This window comes from Wolbachia endosymbiont (group A) of Myopa testacea (assembly GCF_964027115.1).
Taxonomy (GTDB): Bacteria; Pseudomonadota; Alphaproteobacteria; order Rickettsiales; family Anaplasmataceae; genus Wolbachia.
The window spans coordinates 202,613-220,928 of record NZ_OZ034729.1 but is presented as its reverse complement, the minus strand read 5'-3'; the positions used below and the strand labels follow the sequence as shown (position 1 = coordinate 220,928).

At 35.4% G+C, this 18,316-nt stretch carries 13 protein-coding genes; 7 read left to right on the top strand and 6 right to left on the bottom strand.

The annotated features are described in order from the left end of the window. Nucleotides 1-9 precede the first annotated feature (9 nt). On the top strand, nt 10-939 hold the full coding sequence (gene gshB, locus AAGD91_RS01055) for a glutathione synthase (protein ID WP_341821176.1): 930 nt from the start codon (nt 10-12) through the stop codon (nt 937-939). On the opposite strand, the gene murG is transcribed toward gshB, so the two are convergent. Then, a complete protein-coding gene (gene murG / locus AAGD91_RS01050) occupies nt 924-1,955 on the bottom strand; it encodes an undecaprenyldiphospho-muramoylpentapeptide beta-N-acetylglucosaminyltransferase (RefSeq protein WP_341821175.1) in 1,032 nt (343 codons plus the stop codon). The genes gshB and murG overlap by 16 nt on opposite strands. Before the next feature lie 69 nt (nt 1,956-2,024). Here murG and AAGD91_RS01045 point away from each other — a divergent pair, with 69 nt between their 5' ends. Then, nucleotides 2,025-2,417 (top strand): hypothetical protein, encoded by a 393-nt coding sequence (locus AAGD91_RS01045; protein ID WP_265032844.1) that lies wholly within the window; start codon nt 2,025-2,027, stop codon nt 2,415-2,417. 1 nt (nt 2,418) lies between these two features. Here the strand turns inward: AAGD91_RS01045 and lpdA are convergent, their stop codons facing one another. From lpdA to AAGD91_RS01020, 5 genes are all read right to left on the bottom strand, one after another. Further along, nucleotides 2,419-3,804: a dihydrolipoyl dehydrogenase gene (gene lpdA / locus AAGD91_RS01040; RefSeq protein ID WP_341821174.1), complete on the bottom strand. Its 1,386-nt coding sequence runs from the start codon at nt 3,802-3,804 to the stop codon at nt 2,419-2,421. 859 nt (nt 3,805-4,663) lie between these two features. Then, the gene (gene gyrB / locus AAGD91_RS01035) at nt 4,664-7,051 is read right to left on the bottom strand and encodes a DNA topoisomerase (ATP-hydrolyzing) subunit B (protein WP_341821173.1); all 2,388 of its coding nucleotides are present in this window, start codon (nt 7,049-7,051) and stop codon (nt 4,664-4,666) included. A 216-nt stretch (nt 7,052-7,267) separates the two neighbouring features. Further along, nucleotides 7,268-7,876 (bottom strand): SCO family protein, encoded by a 609-nt coding sequence (locus tag AAGD91_RS01030; RefSeq protein WP_341821172.1) that lies wholly within the window; start codon nt 7,874-7,876, stop codon nt 7,268-7,270. Between the two features lie 44 nt (nt 7,877-7,920). Then, nucleotides 7,921-8,616, bottom strand: coding sequence for a DNA polymerase III subunit epsilon (dnaQ, locus tag AAGD91_RS01025; RefSeq protein ID WP_341821171.1), 696 nt, complete (start codon nt 8,614-8,616; stop codon nt 7,921-7,923). 24 nt (nt 8,617-8,640) lie between these two features. Then, entirely contained in the window at nt 8,641-9,291 is a 651-nt protein-coding gene (locus AAGD91_RS01020; RefSeq protein ID WP_341821169.1) for a Tim44/TimA family putative adaptor protein, read from the bottom strand. A gap of 164 nt (nt 9,292-9,455) precedes the next feature. Here AAGD91_RS01020 and secB point away from each other — a divergent pair, with 164 nt between their 5' ends. From secB to AAGD91_RS00995, 5 genes are all read left to right on the top strand, one after another. Further along, nucleotides 9,456-9,959 carry a protein-export chaperone SecB gene (gene secB, locus AAGD91_RS01015; protein WP_253309505.1) on the top strand — a complete coding sequence of 168 codons (504 nt, stop codon included), beginning with the start codon at nt 9,456-9,458 and terminating at the stop codon, nt 9,957-9,959. A 14-nt stretch (nt 9,960-9,973) separates the two neighbouring features. After that, nucleotides 9,974-12,565: an aconitate hydratase AcnA gene (gene acnA, locus AAGD91_RS01010; protein WP_341821168.1), complete on the top strand. Its 2,592-nt coding sequence runs from the start codon at nt 9,974-9,976 to the stop codon at nt 12,563-12,565. Nucleotides 12,566-12,690: 125 nt separating this feature from the next. Next, on the top strand, nt 12,691-15,831 hold the full coding sequence (gene putA / locus AAGD91_RS01005) for a bifunctional proline dehydrogenase/L-glutamate gamma-semialdehyde dehydrogenase PutA (protein ID WP_341821167.1): 3,141 nt from the start codon (nt 12,691-12,693) through the stop codon (nt 15,829-15,831). Between the two features lie 183 nt (nt 15,832-16,014). Beyond that, a complete protein-coding gene (locus tag AAGD91_RS01000; protein WP_341821166.1) occupies nt 16,015-16,665 on the top strand; it encodes a protocatechuate 3,4-dioxygenase in 651 nt (216 codons plus the stop codon). A gap of 96 nt (nt 16,666-16,761) precedes the next feature. After that, the gene (locus AAGD91_RS00995) at nt 16,762-18,264 is read left to right on the top strand and encodes a leucyl aminopeptidase (protein WP_341821165.1); all 1,503 of its coding nucleotides are present in this window, start codon (nt 16,762-16,764) and stop codon (nt 18,262-18,264) included. The last annotated feature ends 52 nt before the right edge of the window (nt 18,265-18,316 follow it).

Genomic DNA, 18,316 nt, shown 5'->3' with positions numbered 1-18,316 from the left:
AGAACATAAATGAAAGTTGCCTTTCAGATGGATGAAAATATAAATTTTGAAACTGACACTACATTCGTGCTAATAAAGGAAGCACAAAGGAGGAAGCACGAAGTTTTTGTCTATGCTCCTAACAATTTAGCACTAAAGCTAAACCATCCAATTGCTCTTGCTCAGAAAGTCAGCGTTGATGATTTTAGTTTTATCTCTAAAGAAGATGTAGCAATCAACTTGAATGAAATGGACATCATATTTATCAGACAGGATCCACCCTTTGATATGCGCTACATTACAACAACCTATATCTTAGAAAAAACCAGCGCATTGGTAATTAACAATCCAACAGAAATAAGAAATTGTCCTGAAAAATTGATAACTTCATTATTTCCAGAGCTAATTCCGCCGACTTTGATCACTGAAAATATATCGATGATTAGAGATTTCTACTACAACTATCAAGATATTATTCTGAAGCCGTTGTATAGTTATGGAGGAAACGATGTAATAAGAATACGAGATGAAAACAGCATTCAAGTGGTAGTGGATCTCATGATAGCAAAATATGAATGTCCTGTAATTGCGCAATCATTTTGTAAAAACATAGATAAAGATAAAAGAATATTGCTACTTTATGGTCAACCAATTGGAGTAATGAAACGAGTTCCAAAAATCAGTGGAGAGATCAGAACAAACATGCGACTTGGAGCAAGTTTTGAGCCCGCTCAAATGAACGATAGAGACAATGAAATATGTAACAAAATTGGTCCTGAATTAAAGAAAAGGGGGCTAATATTTGTTGGTATTGATATTATAGATGACTTCCTGCTCGAAATTAACACAACTTCACCCACGGGAGTGGTTTATATCAATAAATTATATAATATATCGCTAGAAAAAGACCTTTGGGATGTGTTTGAAGAAAAAGCAAGCAGCCATCAACTAAACCTGTGAACAATTACCTTAACAAACTCAGTAGTCCCATTCTTTATCCCTGTTTTTTTTGTATTATTGGTCATATCACGCAATTTTTGAGAATTATTTAATAGATCAAATAGTACCTCTGTTAGATTTTTTTTTGCTTCACTATTCTGCTCAACTATTACAGCTGCTCCCGAATCTTCAATATATTTTGCGTTATAAAATTGGTGATTATCTTTTGAGTCAGGGTAAGGAATGTATATAGCAGCGCGCCTAGCAAGAGTGATCTCTGCTATTGAAGTTGCTCCTGCTCTGCTAATTACCAAGTGAGCATTGGCCAATCTATTTTCCATATCATCAAAAAATTCACTCAATTCACAATCGATCTTTTCACTTTTGTATAGACTCTTGACCTTGTTTACATTTTTCTTCGTACATTGCTGCGTCACTCTAATTTTCTTTTTCATTTTAATAGGCAAATTACAAATTACGCTGCTTACTACATCATCAAAAAAATTTGCACCTTGGCTACCTGCTATGACTAATATGTTTAGGGCTTTCTCAGTGCTAGAATGGCTCTGTGCTTTTATATCAATAAAATTTCCTGTAAAAATACATTTATTACCTTCTGCATATTTAGTCTCCGGAAAGCTGGTTGCAATTAATTTTGCACTCTTGAAAAAGAATCTATTTACTCTTCCTAAAACTGTATTTTGTTCATGTAAAATTATAGGTATAGAAAGAACCCTTGCTGCAAGAAGAGTTGGAAAAGAAGCATAGCTACCAAAACCAATTACTAATCTTGGCTTCAATTTTCTGATTTTATATATTGCTAGCACACAACTATACATTAATAAAAGGAAAAACTTAAATTTGTTGCCGCTTGGTCTACGTAATGGTAAAATATAGCTTTCTATGTCGATATTTTTATTTGTTTTTTTATCAGTGAATAATATGCAATTGTATCCTTGTGTCTTTAGTGCTTTTGCTAAGGCTATGGCCGGAAAGATATGCCCACCTGTGCCACCTGTTGTTAAAATAATATCCATCTGTAAATAATGAATCCTAGATTGTTAACTGTTATTTAATAATTTGCACGTAGAATTTTATTAAGCTTTATGATAGTTGAGTTAAAAATGCCTGAAACTAATAGCAAAAAAGAACCTAATGAGAAAAATAAATCTCAAGAACAAAGAGAAGGCAGAAGCGGAGGTTTTTTAGAACTGCTAAAAAATATAATAAAAATTCTTTTCAATTCGGTTGTTGACCTACCTGAACACGAGCAGCATAATAAAATGAAAAGCACTAATCTACAACAAGGTTTGGATACTAAAGGAAAAGGCCCAGAAGATCTTCATCCAAAGGCAAAGCTTGAAGTCAAAGAAGCAGCTAAGGGATTGAAAGAAGAGTTACAGAATTCTGATGCTGGTGGTAATCAATCTATTAAAATTAAAGTGCCTAATCAAACTACTACCCAAGACATTGACAACTCTAAAACGATGGAACGTTAGTTCAACTGTTTAACGACTCATCATCTGCAGCAAGCACTGATTCGTGTATCATCTCTGAAATGGTTGGATGAGGAAAAATCGTAGATTTTATGTCGAAGTCTGTTCCTTCTAGTTGCTTTGCAAGAGCAAAATTGCTAATTAACTCCGTTACTTCTGCACCTATCATGTGGCTACCCAGAAGTTCGCCTGTCTTTTTGTCTATAATTGTTTTCACTAACCCTTCAGTTTCACTGAGTGCAATAGACTTACCATTAAAGTTAGAGTGAAATTTTCCTATTTTTACATCATACCCACCTTTTATTGCCTGTTCCTCAGTAAGGCCGATGCTCGCTATTTGTGGATGAGAATAAGTGCAATTCGGTATGCATTCTTTTTTTAACGCATGAGCACTTTTACCAGCAATCTTTTCAACGCAGATCAAAGCTTCATGGCTCGCTTTATGTGCTAAACATGGTGGGCCAGCTACATCACCTATTGCATACACATTTGATTCACTAGTTTCATACCATTCATTCATTTCAATAAAACCAGAAGAGCTTAATTTAATTTTTGTATTTTCTAAACCTATATTTTCAATATTTGCTTGAATTCCAACCGCAACAATCACCCTATCAAATTCTTTGCTCTCGCCACTACTTAGTAGCACTTGAGCAGAGTCTTTACTTTTAGTAAGAGCTTTTACGCTACTGTTTGTATATATTTTTATCCCCTGTTTTGTGAATATTTCTTCTGCTAGGCCTGAAATGTCTTTATCCTCCAGCGGCAAAATAGTGCTCTTTATCTCTATGATTGTTACATCAACCCCCAAAGTACTATAAAAACTTGCAAATTCTATTCCAATTGCACCAGACCCTATGATTAGTAGTGATTTTGGTAATCTCTCTGGAGTCATAGCGTGCTGCGCATTCCATATTAAATCTCCATCTGCCTCTATTTCAGGCAGATTCCGTGCCCTCACTCCTGTTGCTAAAATGATATGTTTGGAAACAATTTCTTGTTCTTCCTTATCGCCAGCAACTTTTATAGTACTATTGCCTGCAAGTTTACCAAAGCCTTGATGAACTTTGATGTTATTTTTTTTCATCAAATATGCAACACCGCTTGACAATTTATCAACAACGTTTCTTGAGTATTTCACTATTGATTGTATATCAAAACTCGCTCCCTTTACTTCTATACCAAACTCTTTTGATCTTTTTATTAGCCTATAAATCTCAGATGCTCTAAGTAGTGATTTTGTTGGTATACATCCCCAATTTAAGCATATACCGCCTAAATTTTTTTCTTTTTCTACAATTGCAGTTTTAAACCCAAGCTGTGCCCCCCTAATTGCTGCTATATAACCACCAGGACCGCTACCTATAACCGTAATATCATACTCATTCATCAGTTTTCTTCGTATTCAAAAAGATTATATATAACAGATGGAACCCGTATGATCAATATTCAGGTAGCTGACAACATAGAAACGAAAAAACTTACTTGACAAACTCCGCCAGCCCCCTTGTTATGACAATAAGGGTATTTATAACTCAAAACTTGTTTTTGACCTGCAGGCTCAATGACAAAATTCAGTAAAAAATTTAGGGTATTTTTTGGCGGATTACATAAAATTATAGCGGCTGCATGTCTTTTAAATTTTTTCTACATTCAGCCAAATCGCGCTTATTTTAAGCGTTAGCACATTATTACAGCGCCAGTTTAAATTATCAGAGGGTCAAAACTCGCACCACGGGAGTTCTTTGCCTTTTTTTTATTTGGTAAATTTCTTAAGTATTTATGGCTAAAGTAACTTAAGAGACCGAAAATGGTCAGCGCTCCTTTTTTTGTCATCCCAGTGCCCCTATGATGTTATTCCAGTCTGGAATCTAGTTCTTATTGTACATTTACTTGGTGTAGAGTTAAGTTTTCTGGATCCAAGTAGTCAGGGCACTGAGATGACACCCTCTTGGATGGAAACCAGTGTCAGCTACTTTCATGACACCATGACAACCGTCATCCCGCTACTTGTTAGCGGATGAGATACCGTGAATGAATCGCGGTATGACGGTTCGTGGCGGCATGACGATAACCTCGTCATCCCGCTACTTGTTAGCGGCTGAGATACCGCGAATGAATCGCGGTATGATGTAGAAGCTATACTTTTATACTCACCAACTCAGTATCCAATCTAGATCCAAGTGTCAGCTACTTGAATGACACAGTTTTTGCTTAAACCCGTAACGTTCGTACATTTTGCTAAAAGTTCAAATATCAACATCATGCACGTTGAGTGCATTGCTATTAATAAAGTCACGGCGTGGTTCAACTATATCACCCATTAATATTGAAAATATGGAATCAGCTTCTTCACAATCTTTTATTTCAACCTTCAATAAAGTTCTAGCCTCAGGATTTAACGTAGTATCCCATAGCTGATCAGCATTCATTTCACCAAGACCTTTAAATCTCTGCAGAGTTAAACCTTTTTTACCATAGTCCATTATTATTTTTGCAAGCATACTTGGAGAAGTGATTTTTATTTCAGTTTCTTGTGACTTTAAAAATGAATCACCATTAAATAAATTACTTATACCATCAAGCAAACTTAATATGTTTTGCATATCTTTGCCTTCAAGCATACTAAGTGCAAATATATATTTGTCTGCCAATCCTTGAAATAATTTAGAGATGTGAATTTCTTTTTCTTCATCCTTTATTTCTACTTCCCAAGTATATTCACTGTACATTAATTTTAAATACTTTAATATCTCATCAGCCGATGATAGAGCATTCTTTTTGCTTAAAATTAGCAATGACTCTAAGAGATTTTGTGGTATTTCTCTATCATAATTTTTGCTAATATTAGAAATGCTAACGCATTTATTCAAAATAAGGCGCAAGTCGTTAAATTCTGTAGCTGTACCACTTAGTGTTAATCTTTTAACTGCTGAGTTTATTATATACTCTTCAAAAGTTTCGTCATCTTTAATATAAGTGTCTTTAGCATTCTTTGTAACTTTATAAAGGGGTGGCTGTGCTATGTATAAGTAGCCTTTTTCAATAACTTCACGCATATGTCTAAAAAAGAAAGTTAGAATCAAAGTTCTTATATGTGAACCATCAACATCTGCATCTGTCATGATGATAATTTTATGATATCTAGCTTTTTCAATATTGAAGTGTTCACTCCCTATTCCAGCACCAATTGCAGTAATTAAAGAGCCTATTTCTGCAGATGAAAAAATACGATCTAAACTTACACGTTCTACGTTTAGAATTTTTCCTCTTAAGGCAAGCACTGCTTGTGTTTTACGATTACGCCCCTGCTTTGCAGTACCACCTGCTGAATTACCCTCTACTATAAATAATTCCGATAACTCAGGGGCTTTTTCCTGGCAATCAGCAAGCTTTCCTGGCAGAGTTGCAATATCAATATTGTTTTTGCTTTTAACTAACTCTCGTGCTTTTCTTGCGGCTTCTCTTCCTTTTGCTGATCTGATCGCTCTTTCTACTATACTTGCTGCCAATTTGGGATCAGTTTCAAGGATTGTGCTCAATTTATCAGAAACTATGCTCTCCACAACTGTACGCGCTTCAGAACTAACTAGTTTATCTTTTGTTTGTGAAGAAAACTTAGGATCAGGCATCTTGAGAGATAAAACACAAGTTAAACCTTCTCTAACGTCCTCTCCAGTTAAATTTACTTTTGCTTTCTTTAAAAACCCTTCATTAGTTGCATAGTTATTGATACATCTGGTTAAAGCGGATCTAAATCCTGCCAAATGCGTACCACCATCTCGTTGCCTTATATTATTCGTGAAGCATAACATATGTTCATAGTAGGAATCATTCCATTCCATCGATATTTCCAAGCTGATGCCAAGATCTTCTGCATCTCCTTTCATAGTGGCAATTTTAGTTACATGTGTCTTATTCCTATCTAAGTACCGCACAAAATTCGCTGTACCAAAATTGTCTTTAGATTGATTGCTCTGATTGAAATGAGATTCTGTATATGGTTCATTGCGCAGATCACGTAAAGTAATGTCGATATTTGAATTTAAAAATGCTAATTCTCTTATACGACTTTCAAGCGTTGAGTAACTGAAATTAATGCCATTAAAAGTCTCTGTTGATGGCATGAACGTGACTTTAGTTCCTCTTTTGTTTGTATTTTCGTTGACTACCTTTAAAGGTTCAATAGACTCACCATCTTCAAAGCGCATAAAGTATTCTTTCTTATTGCGCCAAATAGTTAATTCCAACCAGCTTGATAATGCATTCACAACTGAGATTCCAACACCATGTAATCCCCCAGAAACTTTATAGGTATTACTGTCAAATTTACCACCAGCATGGAGTTGAGTCATTATTACCTCTGCTGCTGATATTCCTTCTTCTTCATGAAGGTCAGTTGGAATGCCACGACCATTATCAGTTACAGATACTGAACCATCTTTATTTATGCTAACTTCAATTTTATCACAATATCCAGCTAAAGATTCATCTATTGCGTTGTCAACAACCTCATATACCATGTGGTGCAAGCCAGATCCATCGTCAGTGTCACCAATGTACATACCTGGACGTTTCCTTACAGCATCAAGACCCCTTAAGATTTTTATTGCATCGGCATTATAACTATTTTCCATTAGATTGCTTCATTTATACACGTTAATTGATGTTACATTCAGATATACTAGTTAGCAACATTTTTAAACTGATAACCCATGTTAAAAGCACAACTTTACGAATGCTTATTTTTGAAGACAGCAAATAGTGTCATTCCAATGCGTCTTCACGGTGGAGATTAAATTATAATGCTCATGCAGTTGCGTGCTCGACTAATTAACAGAAAAATCTATAATTCAGTTTACGTATTTTCTTATCTCAGCCAAAATCTTATCAGATTGACTTTCGTCTGAATTTAAATCAGCTGCAAAGTGTGTAACATATTTTCCTCCAGGGCCAATAAGATATATTATCGAAGAATGGTTGATTTCTTCTTCTCCGTCTACTTTGCTTGCATATACTTTATATTTCGCAACTACTTCGTCTATTTTTTCTCTTTCACCATTTAACATTTGTATTCTATGGTCAAATTGCTGCTGAAATTCTTTAAGTCTTTCCGTGCTATCGCGCTCAGGATCAACTGTGATGAAGAATGTTTGTAGCTTGTTGGTAGTTTTCTCATCTAACTTTGCAAGTGTTTCTGAAATTATCCCAAGGTTCATAGGACAAATTCTTTTACATGAGGAAAATCCAAAGAAAATCATCATGTATTTATCTTTAAAATCACTACTGCGCAGAATCTGTCCGTCCTGATTAATTAAAGAAAAATCTCCGCCTATCTTAACTTCCGCGTTGTGAATCGCTGCCGGGGCAAATATGCCTTTTTTAGTGAAATAACAATAACCTAAAAAAACAACTGCTAATGCTGCTAGCACATTAGATAACAATCTTATAAACCTTACCATTAGAATGCTCTCAGTAAAATCAAATTGTATCTTTATTGGTTAACCTATTCAATATATTTATCCCAAAGTGTATTGTTAATTTTGTCTAACAGTTTCTTATGTTCATCAATTTCTTCACTATTTGGTGAATGTTCTCTGGGAGTTAGATTATGCACTTTATGCTGAACGAATGTAGAGTTACTGTCCTGATTGCATTCATTATCAAACAGAAAGGTTTGTAACCCTCCTGTAAGTTCAACATATACCTTTGCAAGCAATTGAGCATCAACTAGTGCTCCGTGCAATTCTCTATTCTCTAGCGATATATCAAAACGCTTACATAATGCATTCAAAGAAGCAGGTGATCCTACGAATTTTTTCCTCGCAAGAGGTAATGTATCTAGCACTCTATCTGAGGAAATTAACCCAGCATTCAGCTTGCTTAACTCCATGTTAAGGAACTTAACATCGAATTCAGCGTTGTGAATTACCAAAATATCATTAGATATAAAGTCAAGAAATTCAAGTGCAACATCTGAGAATAATGGTTTATCTTCTAAAAATTCTTCACTAACACCGTGAATCTTAAACGAGTGATAAGGTATATCTCTTTCTGGGTTAAGGTACCGATGGAATACTTTACCTGTTGGAATACGATTAATTAATTCCACACACCCTATTTCAATAATTCGATGACCAGATCCAGTGTCAAGACCTGTCGTTTCAGTGTCAAGTACTATTTCGCGTAGCTTGCTTTCCATGGTTAACTCTAAATAAAACTAATCTTACTTGTCATTTGTCTTATCGTTATTTGTCTTTTTATAGTTAATAGAAATAAGCAACCAGCTTGGGTCTGATGAATTAACATTTTTTTTGAATTGCCATACATCCTCAACTTTATTAATGGTGGATGTGCTACCTGATATGATATCTCCTTCATTGTTCTTAACGAAGTTAATTTGCTCTGAAAGGAAATATACTGCAATAAACACTGTGTTTTTTACTAGCTTTATTTCTAAAATCTTTTGTGAAACGATAGAAACAATTATAGACTCGTGCACCTCTTTACGATGTTTTATCTTCTCTGCAAAATTATCATATAAGTCTTTATCGAGAAGTGGTTTTAACTGAGACAAATTTCCTTGATTGAAATACTTTATTATTAATTCAAAAGCTATGCTTGAACCTTCTATAAAGTGGGAAATAGAAAAATCTTTGTTTTTTTTTAATATTTGTTCATAAGTAACTTTTATTGAATTTTCATCATTGCTATCAATATAACTCTCAATGTTTTCTACTACATCTTCTTTACTTCGACTTACATCCAATACATTAGTTAGCTTTTTTAGGTTGAGATTGGCTGACCTTCCTAAAGAATTATACAAACGTGAAAAAATGAACGCCGCTAATAAAGCATATATTACAAGCTCTATCATAGTAACTCAACTCCTTGGCATATAAAGTATCCGAACATTATTAATTATTAATGAAAATATGTTTTTCATATCAACTTATAATCAGGTTTGCTATTCGTTTGTAAATGAATATATTATATAAGAAAGTATTAAATATCTCAACTTAATTAAAGGAGACGTAAGAAATGCCACAACAAAAAATGAGAATTCACGGTCAATATGTTAAAGATCTATCGTTTGAGAATCCGAATTCGCCATTCCTTTCTTCAAATAAAGCTCCCGATATTAATGTAATGGTTAATATCAATTCAGCGAAATTAGAAGGAATGGAAAACAAAGAAGGAGTAAATGAAGAAAAATCTTTCCATGAAATTACTTTACATATAGAAGTCAGAGCAACGATAAAAGATGAAGGTATAAAAGATGGCGTAGCTTTCATTTGTGAGACAAAATATTGTGGCATTTTTTCAATAGAAAATTTTAAAGAGTTGAGTGAGGAAGAGGTAAGACAAGCTTTGTTTATTGGCGGACCTACTTTTCTTTTCCCTTTTGCAAGAGAAATAATTGCAAGAGTTACAAGCAGTGGTGGATTTCCCCCACTAATGCTAGATCCTATAGATTTTGAAACTATGTACGAGCAGCAAAGTCAACAACAAAGAAGTAACGGTAGTAATTCCAATTTTAACTAATATGATGTAACCTGATGAATAATTCTTTAAACGCAAAAACGACTTTAAACATTGACGGGAAGTCATACAACTATTTTAGCCTAAGTAGTGTTAGTGAATTTTTAGGAATAGATGTAACTAAATTGCCCTGCTCACTTAAGGTTCTGCTTGAAAATTTATTGCGCAATGAAGATGGAGTAAACATAAAGCTGGATGATATAAAAATACTAGCAAGTTGCGTTAATAAACACGCTAATCATGAAATTAGCTACAAGCCAGCAAGGGTGTTGATGCAAGATTTTACAGGGGTTCCTGCTGTCGTCGATTTAGCTTCTATGCGGAGTTATGTCAAGAAAAATGGAGGCGATCCAAGCAGCATAAATCCGTCTGTGCCCGTTGATCTTGTGATCGACCATTCTGTTCAAGTAGATAGTTATGGAAGTGTTTCTGCATTCAGTAAGAATGTTGAGCTAGAAGTAAAAAGAAATTTGGAGAGATATCAATTCTTAAAGTGGGGAGAATCATCCTTCACAAATTTTAGAGTAGTACCGCCAGGTACTGGAATTTGCCACCAAGTGAATCTTGAGTATTTAGCGCAAGTTGTATGTAATAAGGATGGGGTTTTGTATCCTGATACTTTGGTTGGTACGGATAGCCATACTACGATGGTTAACGGGTTATCAGTCCTTGGTTGGGGTGTTGGAGGCATAGAAGCTGAGTCTGTGATGCTTGGTCAACCAATTAGTATGGTGATTCCAGAAGTAGTTGGATTTAAATTAATTGGCAGACTGCCGGAAGGAGTAACTGCGACTGATTTAGTGCTGACGGTTACCAATATCCTAAGAACAAAGGGTGTTGTTGGTAAGTTTGTAGAATTTTATGGTGATGGTTTAGATTATTTATCTTTGGCAGATAGGGCAACTATAGCAAACATGGCCCCAGAGTATGGCGCAACTTGTGGATTTTTTCCAATTGATCAGAAAACGCTAGATTATTTAAGCTTAACCGGAAGGCCAGAAAAGCTAGTTGAGGCTTATGCGAAAGAGCAAGGATTGTGGCGTGGCAATAATGAGTTAGCATTTTTTGACACACTAGAGCTTGATTTATCAAGCGTGAAGCCAGTAATGGCTGGTCCCAAAAGACCACAAGATAAGGTTTTTCTTTCACAAGTGGCAGAGTCTTTTTCTAAATCATTTTCAGTTAACGAATCAAAGGAAAGTGATAATCTTCAAGATGGAAGTGTAGTTATTGCAGCAATAACAAGCTGCACTAACACCTCAAATCCAAGTGTAATGATTGCTGCAGGTCTTGTAGCTCGTAATGCAATTAAACTTGGATTAAAATCAAAGCCTTGGGTTAAAACTTCTCTTGCTCCAGGGTCACAAGTTGTAACAGAATATTTAGAAAAGTCTGGATTGCAGGTAGATCTAAATGCTTTGGGTTTTAATCTAGTTGGATATGGTTGCACAACTTGCATTGGGAATTCTGGTCCACTTAATAAAGATATAGAAGATGGCATTAAAAACAAAAATTTAACTGTTGCTGCAGTTTTATCTGGTAATCGTAACTTTGAAGGAAGAATTCATCCGTTAGTCAAAGCTAATTACTTGGCATCTCCGCCACTTGTTGTTGCATATGCACTTGCTGGTACTGTGCAAACTGATTTGACAAAAGATTCAATATGCAAAGATAAGAATGGAAATGATGTCTATCTCAAAGATATATGGCCAACAAACAATAAAATCGAAGATTGTGTTAAAAATGTGGTAACACGTGAGATGTTTATACAAAAGTATAAGGATGTTTTTTCTGGTGATGAACATTGGCGAAAGATAAAGTGTGAAAAAAGTGAAATCTATAATTGGGATGCAAACAGCACTTACATACAAGATCCGCCCTATTTTGATAATTTATCACCTAAAAATAATAAAGATAAAACAATCGATATAAAAGGTGCACAAATATTGGCAATGTTTGGCGATAGCGTAACCACTGATCACATTTCCCCTGCTGGAAATATTGCCTCAAGTAGTCCTGCAGGTATATATTTAAAAAATCTTGGAATTGAGCCACAGGACTTTAATTCGTATGGATCTCGTCGTGGTAACCACAATGTAATGATGCGTGGAACTTTTGCTAACATTAGAATAAAAAATGAAATGGTAAGCATCGAAGGCGGCTATACAAAATATATTCCTTCTCAAGAAACTATGTCGATTTTTGATGCAGCAATGCGCTACAAAGAAAGTAATGTTCCTCTCATCATTGTGGCAGGAAAGGAGTATGGCACAGGTTCAAGTAGGGATTGGGCAGCAAAAGGTACTTTATTCTTGGGGATTAAAGTTGTAATTGCAGAAAGCTTTGAGCGTATACATAGGTCCAACTTGGTCGGCATGGGTGTTCTTCCACTTATATTCCAAAATGGAATAACCAGAAAGATATTTGATGGTAGTGAGATAATAAGCATAAAAGGTGAAATAGTGCCAAGTGGAAATTTAGAATGTATCATCAAAAGAAAGGATAGTTCTGAACAATCAATTCAACTCAAATGCTGTGTACAAACTGCAACTGAGGTTAAATACTTGATTGATGGTGGAGTATTGAGCTACATACTTCTCTTGACTTAGTAAAGTTAAGTAAGTACTAGACTTCTTTTAGCCAGCCCTGGCTCTTTTATAAATAATAATTTATTCTACGCGAAGTTATGATATAATTTTACCTTACATATAGTAAAGGTGTTTTATAGATAATTATGATTACCTCTATACAAGAACCTAACGAATTGAGAAAACGTTTACAAGGATTTTATCGTACTGATGAAAAGAGTTATATACGTTATCTTGTAGAAAAAGCAGAGCTTTCAGCTGATTCAAAAAGTAGAATTTATAATATTGCAAAACAAGTTATTGAAAAAATCAAACACAATAAATTAAGTATTGTAGATTCCTTCATGCAGCAATACTCGCTTTCCAATGATGAAGGAATAGCATTGATGTGCCTTGCTGAATCGCTACTTAGAATACCAGATGATTATACAATAGACGAAATAATCAAAGATAAAATTGCCAATCAGGAATGGAATAAATATTTAGGGCACTCTTCTTCGTTGTTTGTCAATGCTTCCACATGGAGCTTGATGATAGGTAGCAGTATATTGAGAGATAATGAAGGCGATTCGAAGTTCTATTACGCAATTTCTAAGTTACTTAAGAATTTAGGAGAACCGATCATTCGCAAAGCAGTAAAACAAGCAATGTCTATGCTTGGTAATCATTTTGTTGTTGGAGAAACCATAGAAGAAGCTTTAAGGTATGCAAAACTAGATGATAATAGTAAGTTTTTATACTCTTTTGATATGCTTGGCAAAGCTGCTCACACAGCTGAAGATGCAGAAGAGTATTTTAATTCATACATGCACTCAATAAAAGCTATAGGTGAATCCACTGAAATAAATGATTGTTTTAAATCGCATGGAATTTCAATCAAATTGTCTGCGTTACATCCACGTTATGAATTTGGTCAATTCGATAATATAGCTGAAGAGTTGAGAGCTAAACTGCTAGAGCTTTGTCATGAAGCAAAAAAATACAACATTTCATTATGCATAGATGCAGAAGAAACAGAAAGGCTTGAAATGTCCTTAATCTTGTTTGAACAATTACGGCTTGATGAATCACTTTCTGAGTGGGAAGGGCTTGGCTTGGCTGTACAAGCATATCAAAAACGTGCTTTGTCTGTTCTTGACTTTGTAGAGGATGTTGCTATTCGATCAAATCATAAAATTATGGTCAGACTTGTAAAAGGTGCATATTGGGATTCAGAAATCAAGCGTACGCAAGAATTAGGATTAAATGATTACTCAGTATTTACAAGAAAAAGCTATACTGACGTATCTTACCTTGCGTGCGCACAGAAACTTTTGAGTAAACCAAACAGCTTTTACCCATGCTTTGGAACTCATAACGCCTATACTTTTGCTTCTATCATGGAACTTGCTGATAAAAACCACCCTGGATTTGAATTTCAACGCTTACATGGAATGGCAAAAGACTTATATGATTATGCAATGTCAGAGCTTGCAACAAATGTTAGCTGTCGTGTCTACGCACCCGTTGGGGAACATAGTGACTTGTTGCCTTATCTTATAAGATGCCTTCTTGAAAATGGAGCTAATAGTTCATTTGTTAATCAAATAAATGATTCTAACGTTAAAATTGATGAGTTAATTTCAGATCCACTGGAAAAAGCTATAAATTTTAATTATGAACCTCATCCAGGCATTCCGTTACCACAAGATATTTTGGGACCAGAAAGAAAAAATTCTTTGGGAATGGATATTAGTGACTCGGTGATAGTCTCACAATTTGCAGATGATATAAAGAGCTTTAGTGAAAAAAAATGGCAAGTTGGGCCGATAATTGACGGACAGTCACTTTTTGATGATGCCAAATTTACTGAAGTGGTGAATCCTGCACATTTAGAAAATGTAATTGGAGAAGTGTCAAATACAACAAGTGCTCAAGTTTTAAACGCTCTTGAAATAGCACATAATGCTTTTACTGAATGGCAGAATGTTTCAGCAGAAAAGCGCGCTAAATGCCTTGAAAAAGCTGCAGATTTGCTTGAAGAAAGGATGAAAGAGTTGATTTACATTCTGATCGTAGAAGCAGGAAAAATTTTATCTGATGCAATAGCGGAAGTAAGAGAGGCAGTGGATTTCTTACGTTACTACGCAACGATAGCAAAAAATGAACTGAGCGACTGGAAAAAATTGCCAGGTCCAACGGGTGAAGATAACTTCATCTTTTTTGAAGGCAGAGGAGTTTTCCTGTGTATATCACCATGGAATTTTCCACTTGCTATCTTCATTGGGCAGGTTTCAGCTGCACTTGCAGCAGGTAATGCGGTGCTGGCAAAACCGGCAGAGCAAACGCCGATTATTGCCTACGAAGCTGTTAAGATACTACATGAAGCTGGGATACCAAAAAATGTGTTACACCTCATTCCTGGGGATGGTGGATATTTAGGCAAAATATTAGTTCCAGATAATAGAATTGCTGGAGTAGCTTTTACTGGCTCAACACAAACTGCTCAAATAATTAATAAAATGCTTGCGGATAGGGATGGTACTATTGTACCGCTTATTGCTGAAACAGGAGGGCTTAATGCTATGATTATTGATAGCTCCGCTCTCTTAGAGCAAGTGACTACAGATGTTGTACTTTCTGCGTTTCGCAGTGCCGGCCAACGCTGTTCTGCACTTAGAGTGCTGTTTATTCAAGAGGACATAGCAGAGAAGCAGATAAAAATGATATGTGGTGCAGCGCAAGAACTCAAGATTGGTGACCCAATACAACTTAGTACTGATATTGGTCCAATAATTGACAAAGCATCTATCGATATGCTAACTCAACATACGCAAAAAATGTCAGAGGACGAAGATTCAAATCTGTTATTTAAAGTACCCATGGATACAAATTCTCATAATGGTTATTTCTTTCCTCCATATATTTATGAGATACAAAAAATTTCGCAATTAAAGCAAGAAGTATTTGGTCCTATTTTGCATATCATACGTTTTAACAAGTCACAATTAAATGAAGTTATAAGTGATATAAACAATACAGGATATGGGCTTACATTTTCTTTGCAGAGCCGTATACAAAATCAGATCGATTTAATAAGCAAAAAAATATCAGTTGGAAATGTCTACATCAACCGTAACCAGATAGGTGCAGCAGTTGGGATACAACCATTTGGTGGTAGAGGACTATCTGGCACTGGGCCAAAAGCTGGTGGTCCTCATTATTTACAGCGTTTTTCTACAGAAAAAGTTGTAAGTGTTAACACTACAGCATTCGGTGGTAACACTACACTTATGTGTTTGGATTAATTTGCGGGCCCTAATTTTTCTCCTATCTTACCTCTAAGCTAGACGTTCGTGCAGTTATGTACACAGCGCTAAGATCCGAAAAGGACCAGCTCATGCACTGAAATAAAGCGGCTCCAAAGGAAGTCTTATCTTTAAACAAAAGAAAAAAGCTGCTATAATCTAAATAAAAGCATTATAAATGAAATGAATGTGAAAAATATCTTATTAGCGCTTTTAGTACAAACGGTATTCAGTTCGCCACTATTTGCAGCTGATCCTATTTTGCTCAACTGCATTGAAACTCCAGAAATATATGACCTTGATGCAAGGCCAAAAAATTTTAGCTCTTCAAACAATTTAAGAAGGAAACCTGGTTCTCCAAATAGTGCAACAGGAGAATTAATACACATAGTGGGTAGAATTACTGATATAAACTGTTTACCAATACAAAATGCTGTAGTTTCTATATGGCACGCGAATTCACGCGGCGTGAACCATTACAATGAGAGTATAGAGGATAATCAACTCGATCCGAATTTTGCTGGATCAGGAAGGTTTGTAGTGAATAATCTTGGCTATTATAACTTTATTACGATAGCACCTGGTAAAATTGGTGATAGAGCTCCACATATTAACTTTCTAGTTCAACATCCAGATTTTCCAGAATTCACAACGCAAATGTTTTTTGCTGACCATAATTGCAATAATTGTGCTGATCCTGTTCTTGGAGATTTTGTTAGTAATGGGCTTGCAAGCCTTCTCATAACACCATTTACTTACAGTGATCAGGTCATAAAAACCTATACGTTTAACATTACCTTGGGTGGATATAATAAGTTCTCTAATAAAAGATAAAAACCCTTGCATGTAAGGTAGTCCATAGTAAACTTGAATGTTATTGTACTTAGGATGTATATGAAAAATATCTTACTGATGTTTTTGCTATGTTTTATGTACAGTTTACAATTATTTGCAACGGAGATGCCAGCAATGAAAATAACAATTTCTAAAATTTCGCCCGATTTTAAAACAATAGTAATGGGTTTATTTGAGGACAACGAAACCGTAAATGATGGCGGAGTTTTGCAAGGAAAACAGATCATAGATAATATAAAGCAATTTAGCGATTTTAATGGAAGCTTTGGTGAATTTTCTTCTACCATTTTACCAGAAGGAAAAAACGTTGTAGTTGTTGGACTTGGTAAGAAGGATGAATGGAATGAAAATAAAGAATTAAATATTGGTGGTAAAATATATTGTGAGCTAAGCAGATTAAAAATTAAGAAAGCAGCGATTTTAATCGAAGGTAGTGCAGCAAATGTTGCATATGGTGCGTTTCTGCGTAGTTTTAAGTTTGATAAGTATAAAACTAAAAAGGATGAGAAAATTACAGAGGTAGAGGAAATTACCGTATTAGTAAAAGATGAGCAATTAAGTAATGCTGAAAGATCATTTGAGCACTCAAGGCAAGAAGGTAAGAGTATATTCCTTGCGCGCTCTTTTATAACAGAACCTCCTAACATTCTATATCCAGAATCCTATGCTGATCATATAAAAAAAGAGCTTACTAAGCTTGGCCTTGAAATCAAAGTGCTTGATAAAAAGCAGATGGAAGAGAAAAAAATGGGAGCCTTGCTTGGAGTCGCACAAGGAAGTAGTAAAGAACCAAAATTAGTAGTGATAAAATGGAATGGGGCTTCTAAAGAACAAAAGCCAATAGCTTTTGTTGGTAAAGGTATAACGTTTGACACTGGTGGAGTATCACTCAAACCTTCACGTGGTATGGAGTCGATGAAATATGACATGGCAGGCTCTGCTGCTGTAGTTGGGGTGATGCATGTTTTAGCAGGACGAAAAGCAAAAGTAAATGCAATCGGCGTGGTTGCACTTGCAGAGAATGCAGTGGGTGGTAATGCTCAAAGGCCGAGTGATGTAGTAACTTCAATGTCTGGACAGACGATAGAAGTGTTGAACACCGATGCAGAAGGAAGGCTCATACTTGCAGATGCTTTATGGTATACGCAAGACAGATTCTCACCAAAATTTATGATTGATCTTGCAACTTTAACTGGTGCTATAGTGGTTGCACTTGGAAATAACGAATATGCTGGTCTTTTTTCAAATAATGATGAATTAGCAAACCGTCTGATTGATGCAGGAAATGAAGTAAGTGAGAAGTTATGGCGTTTTCCTATGAATGAAACTTATGACAAAATTATTGATTCACCGATTGCTGATGTTCAAAACATCGCTCCTGCAGGCTCTGGTGGAGATAGCATAATGGCTGCACAGTTTTTACAGCGTTTTGTGAATGAAACTTGCTGGGCACATTTAGATATCGCAGGCACTGCTTGGCACGAAAAAGGTACTGACATTTGTCCAAGAGGAGCAGTAGGTTTTGGTGTAAGGTTACTTAATAAGTTGGTTAAAAAGTACTACGAAGCCAATGATTAAAGGTCTTTATACTGGATTTATGGCTTGACTCACAGCTACATAAACGTTTATT

What these genes read in the sequence shown, in the direction of transcription:
- AAGD91_RS01045 (WP_265032844.1), top strand. Translation starts at nt 2,025, where the DNA reads ATGATAGTTGAGTTAAAAATGCCTGAAACTAATAGCAAAAAAGAACCT.
- dnaQ (WP_341821171.1), bottom strand. Translation starts at nt 8,616, where the DNA reads ATGGAAAGCAAGCTACGCGAAATAGTACTTGACACTGAAACGACAGGT.
- secB (WP_253309505.1), top strand. Translation starts at nt 9,456, where the DNA reads ATGCCACAACAAAAAATGAGAATTCACGGTCAATATGTTAAAGATCTA.
- AAGD91_RS01020 (WP_341821169.1), bottom strand. Translation starts at nt 9,291, where the DNA reads ATGATAGAGCTTGTAATATATGCTTTATTAGCGGCGTTCATTTTTTCA.
- gshB (WP_341821176.1), top strand. Translation starts at nt 10, where the DNA reads ATGAAAGTTGCCTTTCAGATGGATGAAAATATAAATTTTGAAACTGAC.
- AAGD91_RS01000 (WP_341821166.1), top strand. Translation starts at nt 16,015, where the DNA reads ATGAATGTGAAAAATATCTTATTAGCGCTTTTAGTACAAACGGTATTC.
- acnA (WP_341821168.1), top strand. Translation starts at nt 9,974, where the DNA reads ATGAATAATTCTTTAAACGCAAAAACGACTTTAAACATTGACGGGAAG.
- putA (WP_341821167.1), top strand. Translation starts at nt 12,691, where the DNA reads ATGATTACCTCTATACAAGAACCTAACGAATTGAGAAAACGTTTACAA.
- lpdA (WP_341821174.1), bottom strand. Translation starts at nt 3,804, where the DNA reads ATGAATGAGTATGATATTACGGTTATAGGTAGCGGTCCTGGTGGTTAT.
- murG (WP_341821175.1), bottom strand. Translation starts at nt 1,955, where the DNA reads ATGGATATTATTTTAACAACAGGTGGCACAGGTGGGCATATCTTTCCG.
- gyrB (WP_341821173.1), bottom strand. Translation starts at nt 7,051, where the DNA reads ATGGAAAATAGTTATAATGCCGATGCAATAAAAATCTTAAGGGGTCTT.
- AAGD91_RS00995 (WP_341821165.1), top strand. Translation starts at nt 16,762, where the DNA reads ATGTACAGTTTACAATTATTTGCAACGGAGATGCCAGCAATGAAAATA.
- AAGD91_RS01030 (WP_341821172.1), bottom strand. Translation starts at nt 7,876, where the DNA reads ATGGTAAGGTTTATAAGATTGTTATCTAATGTGCTAGCAGCATTAGCA.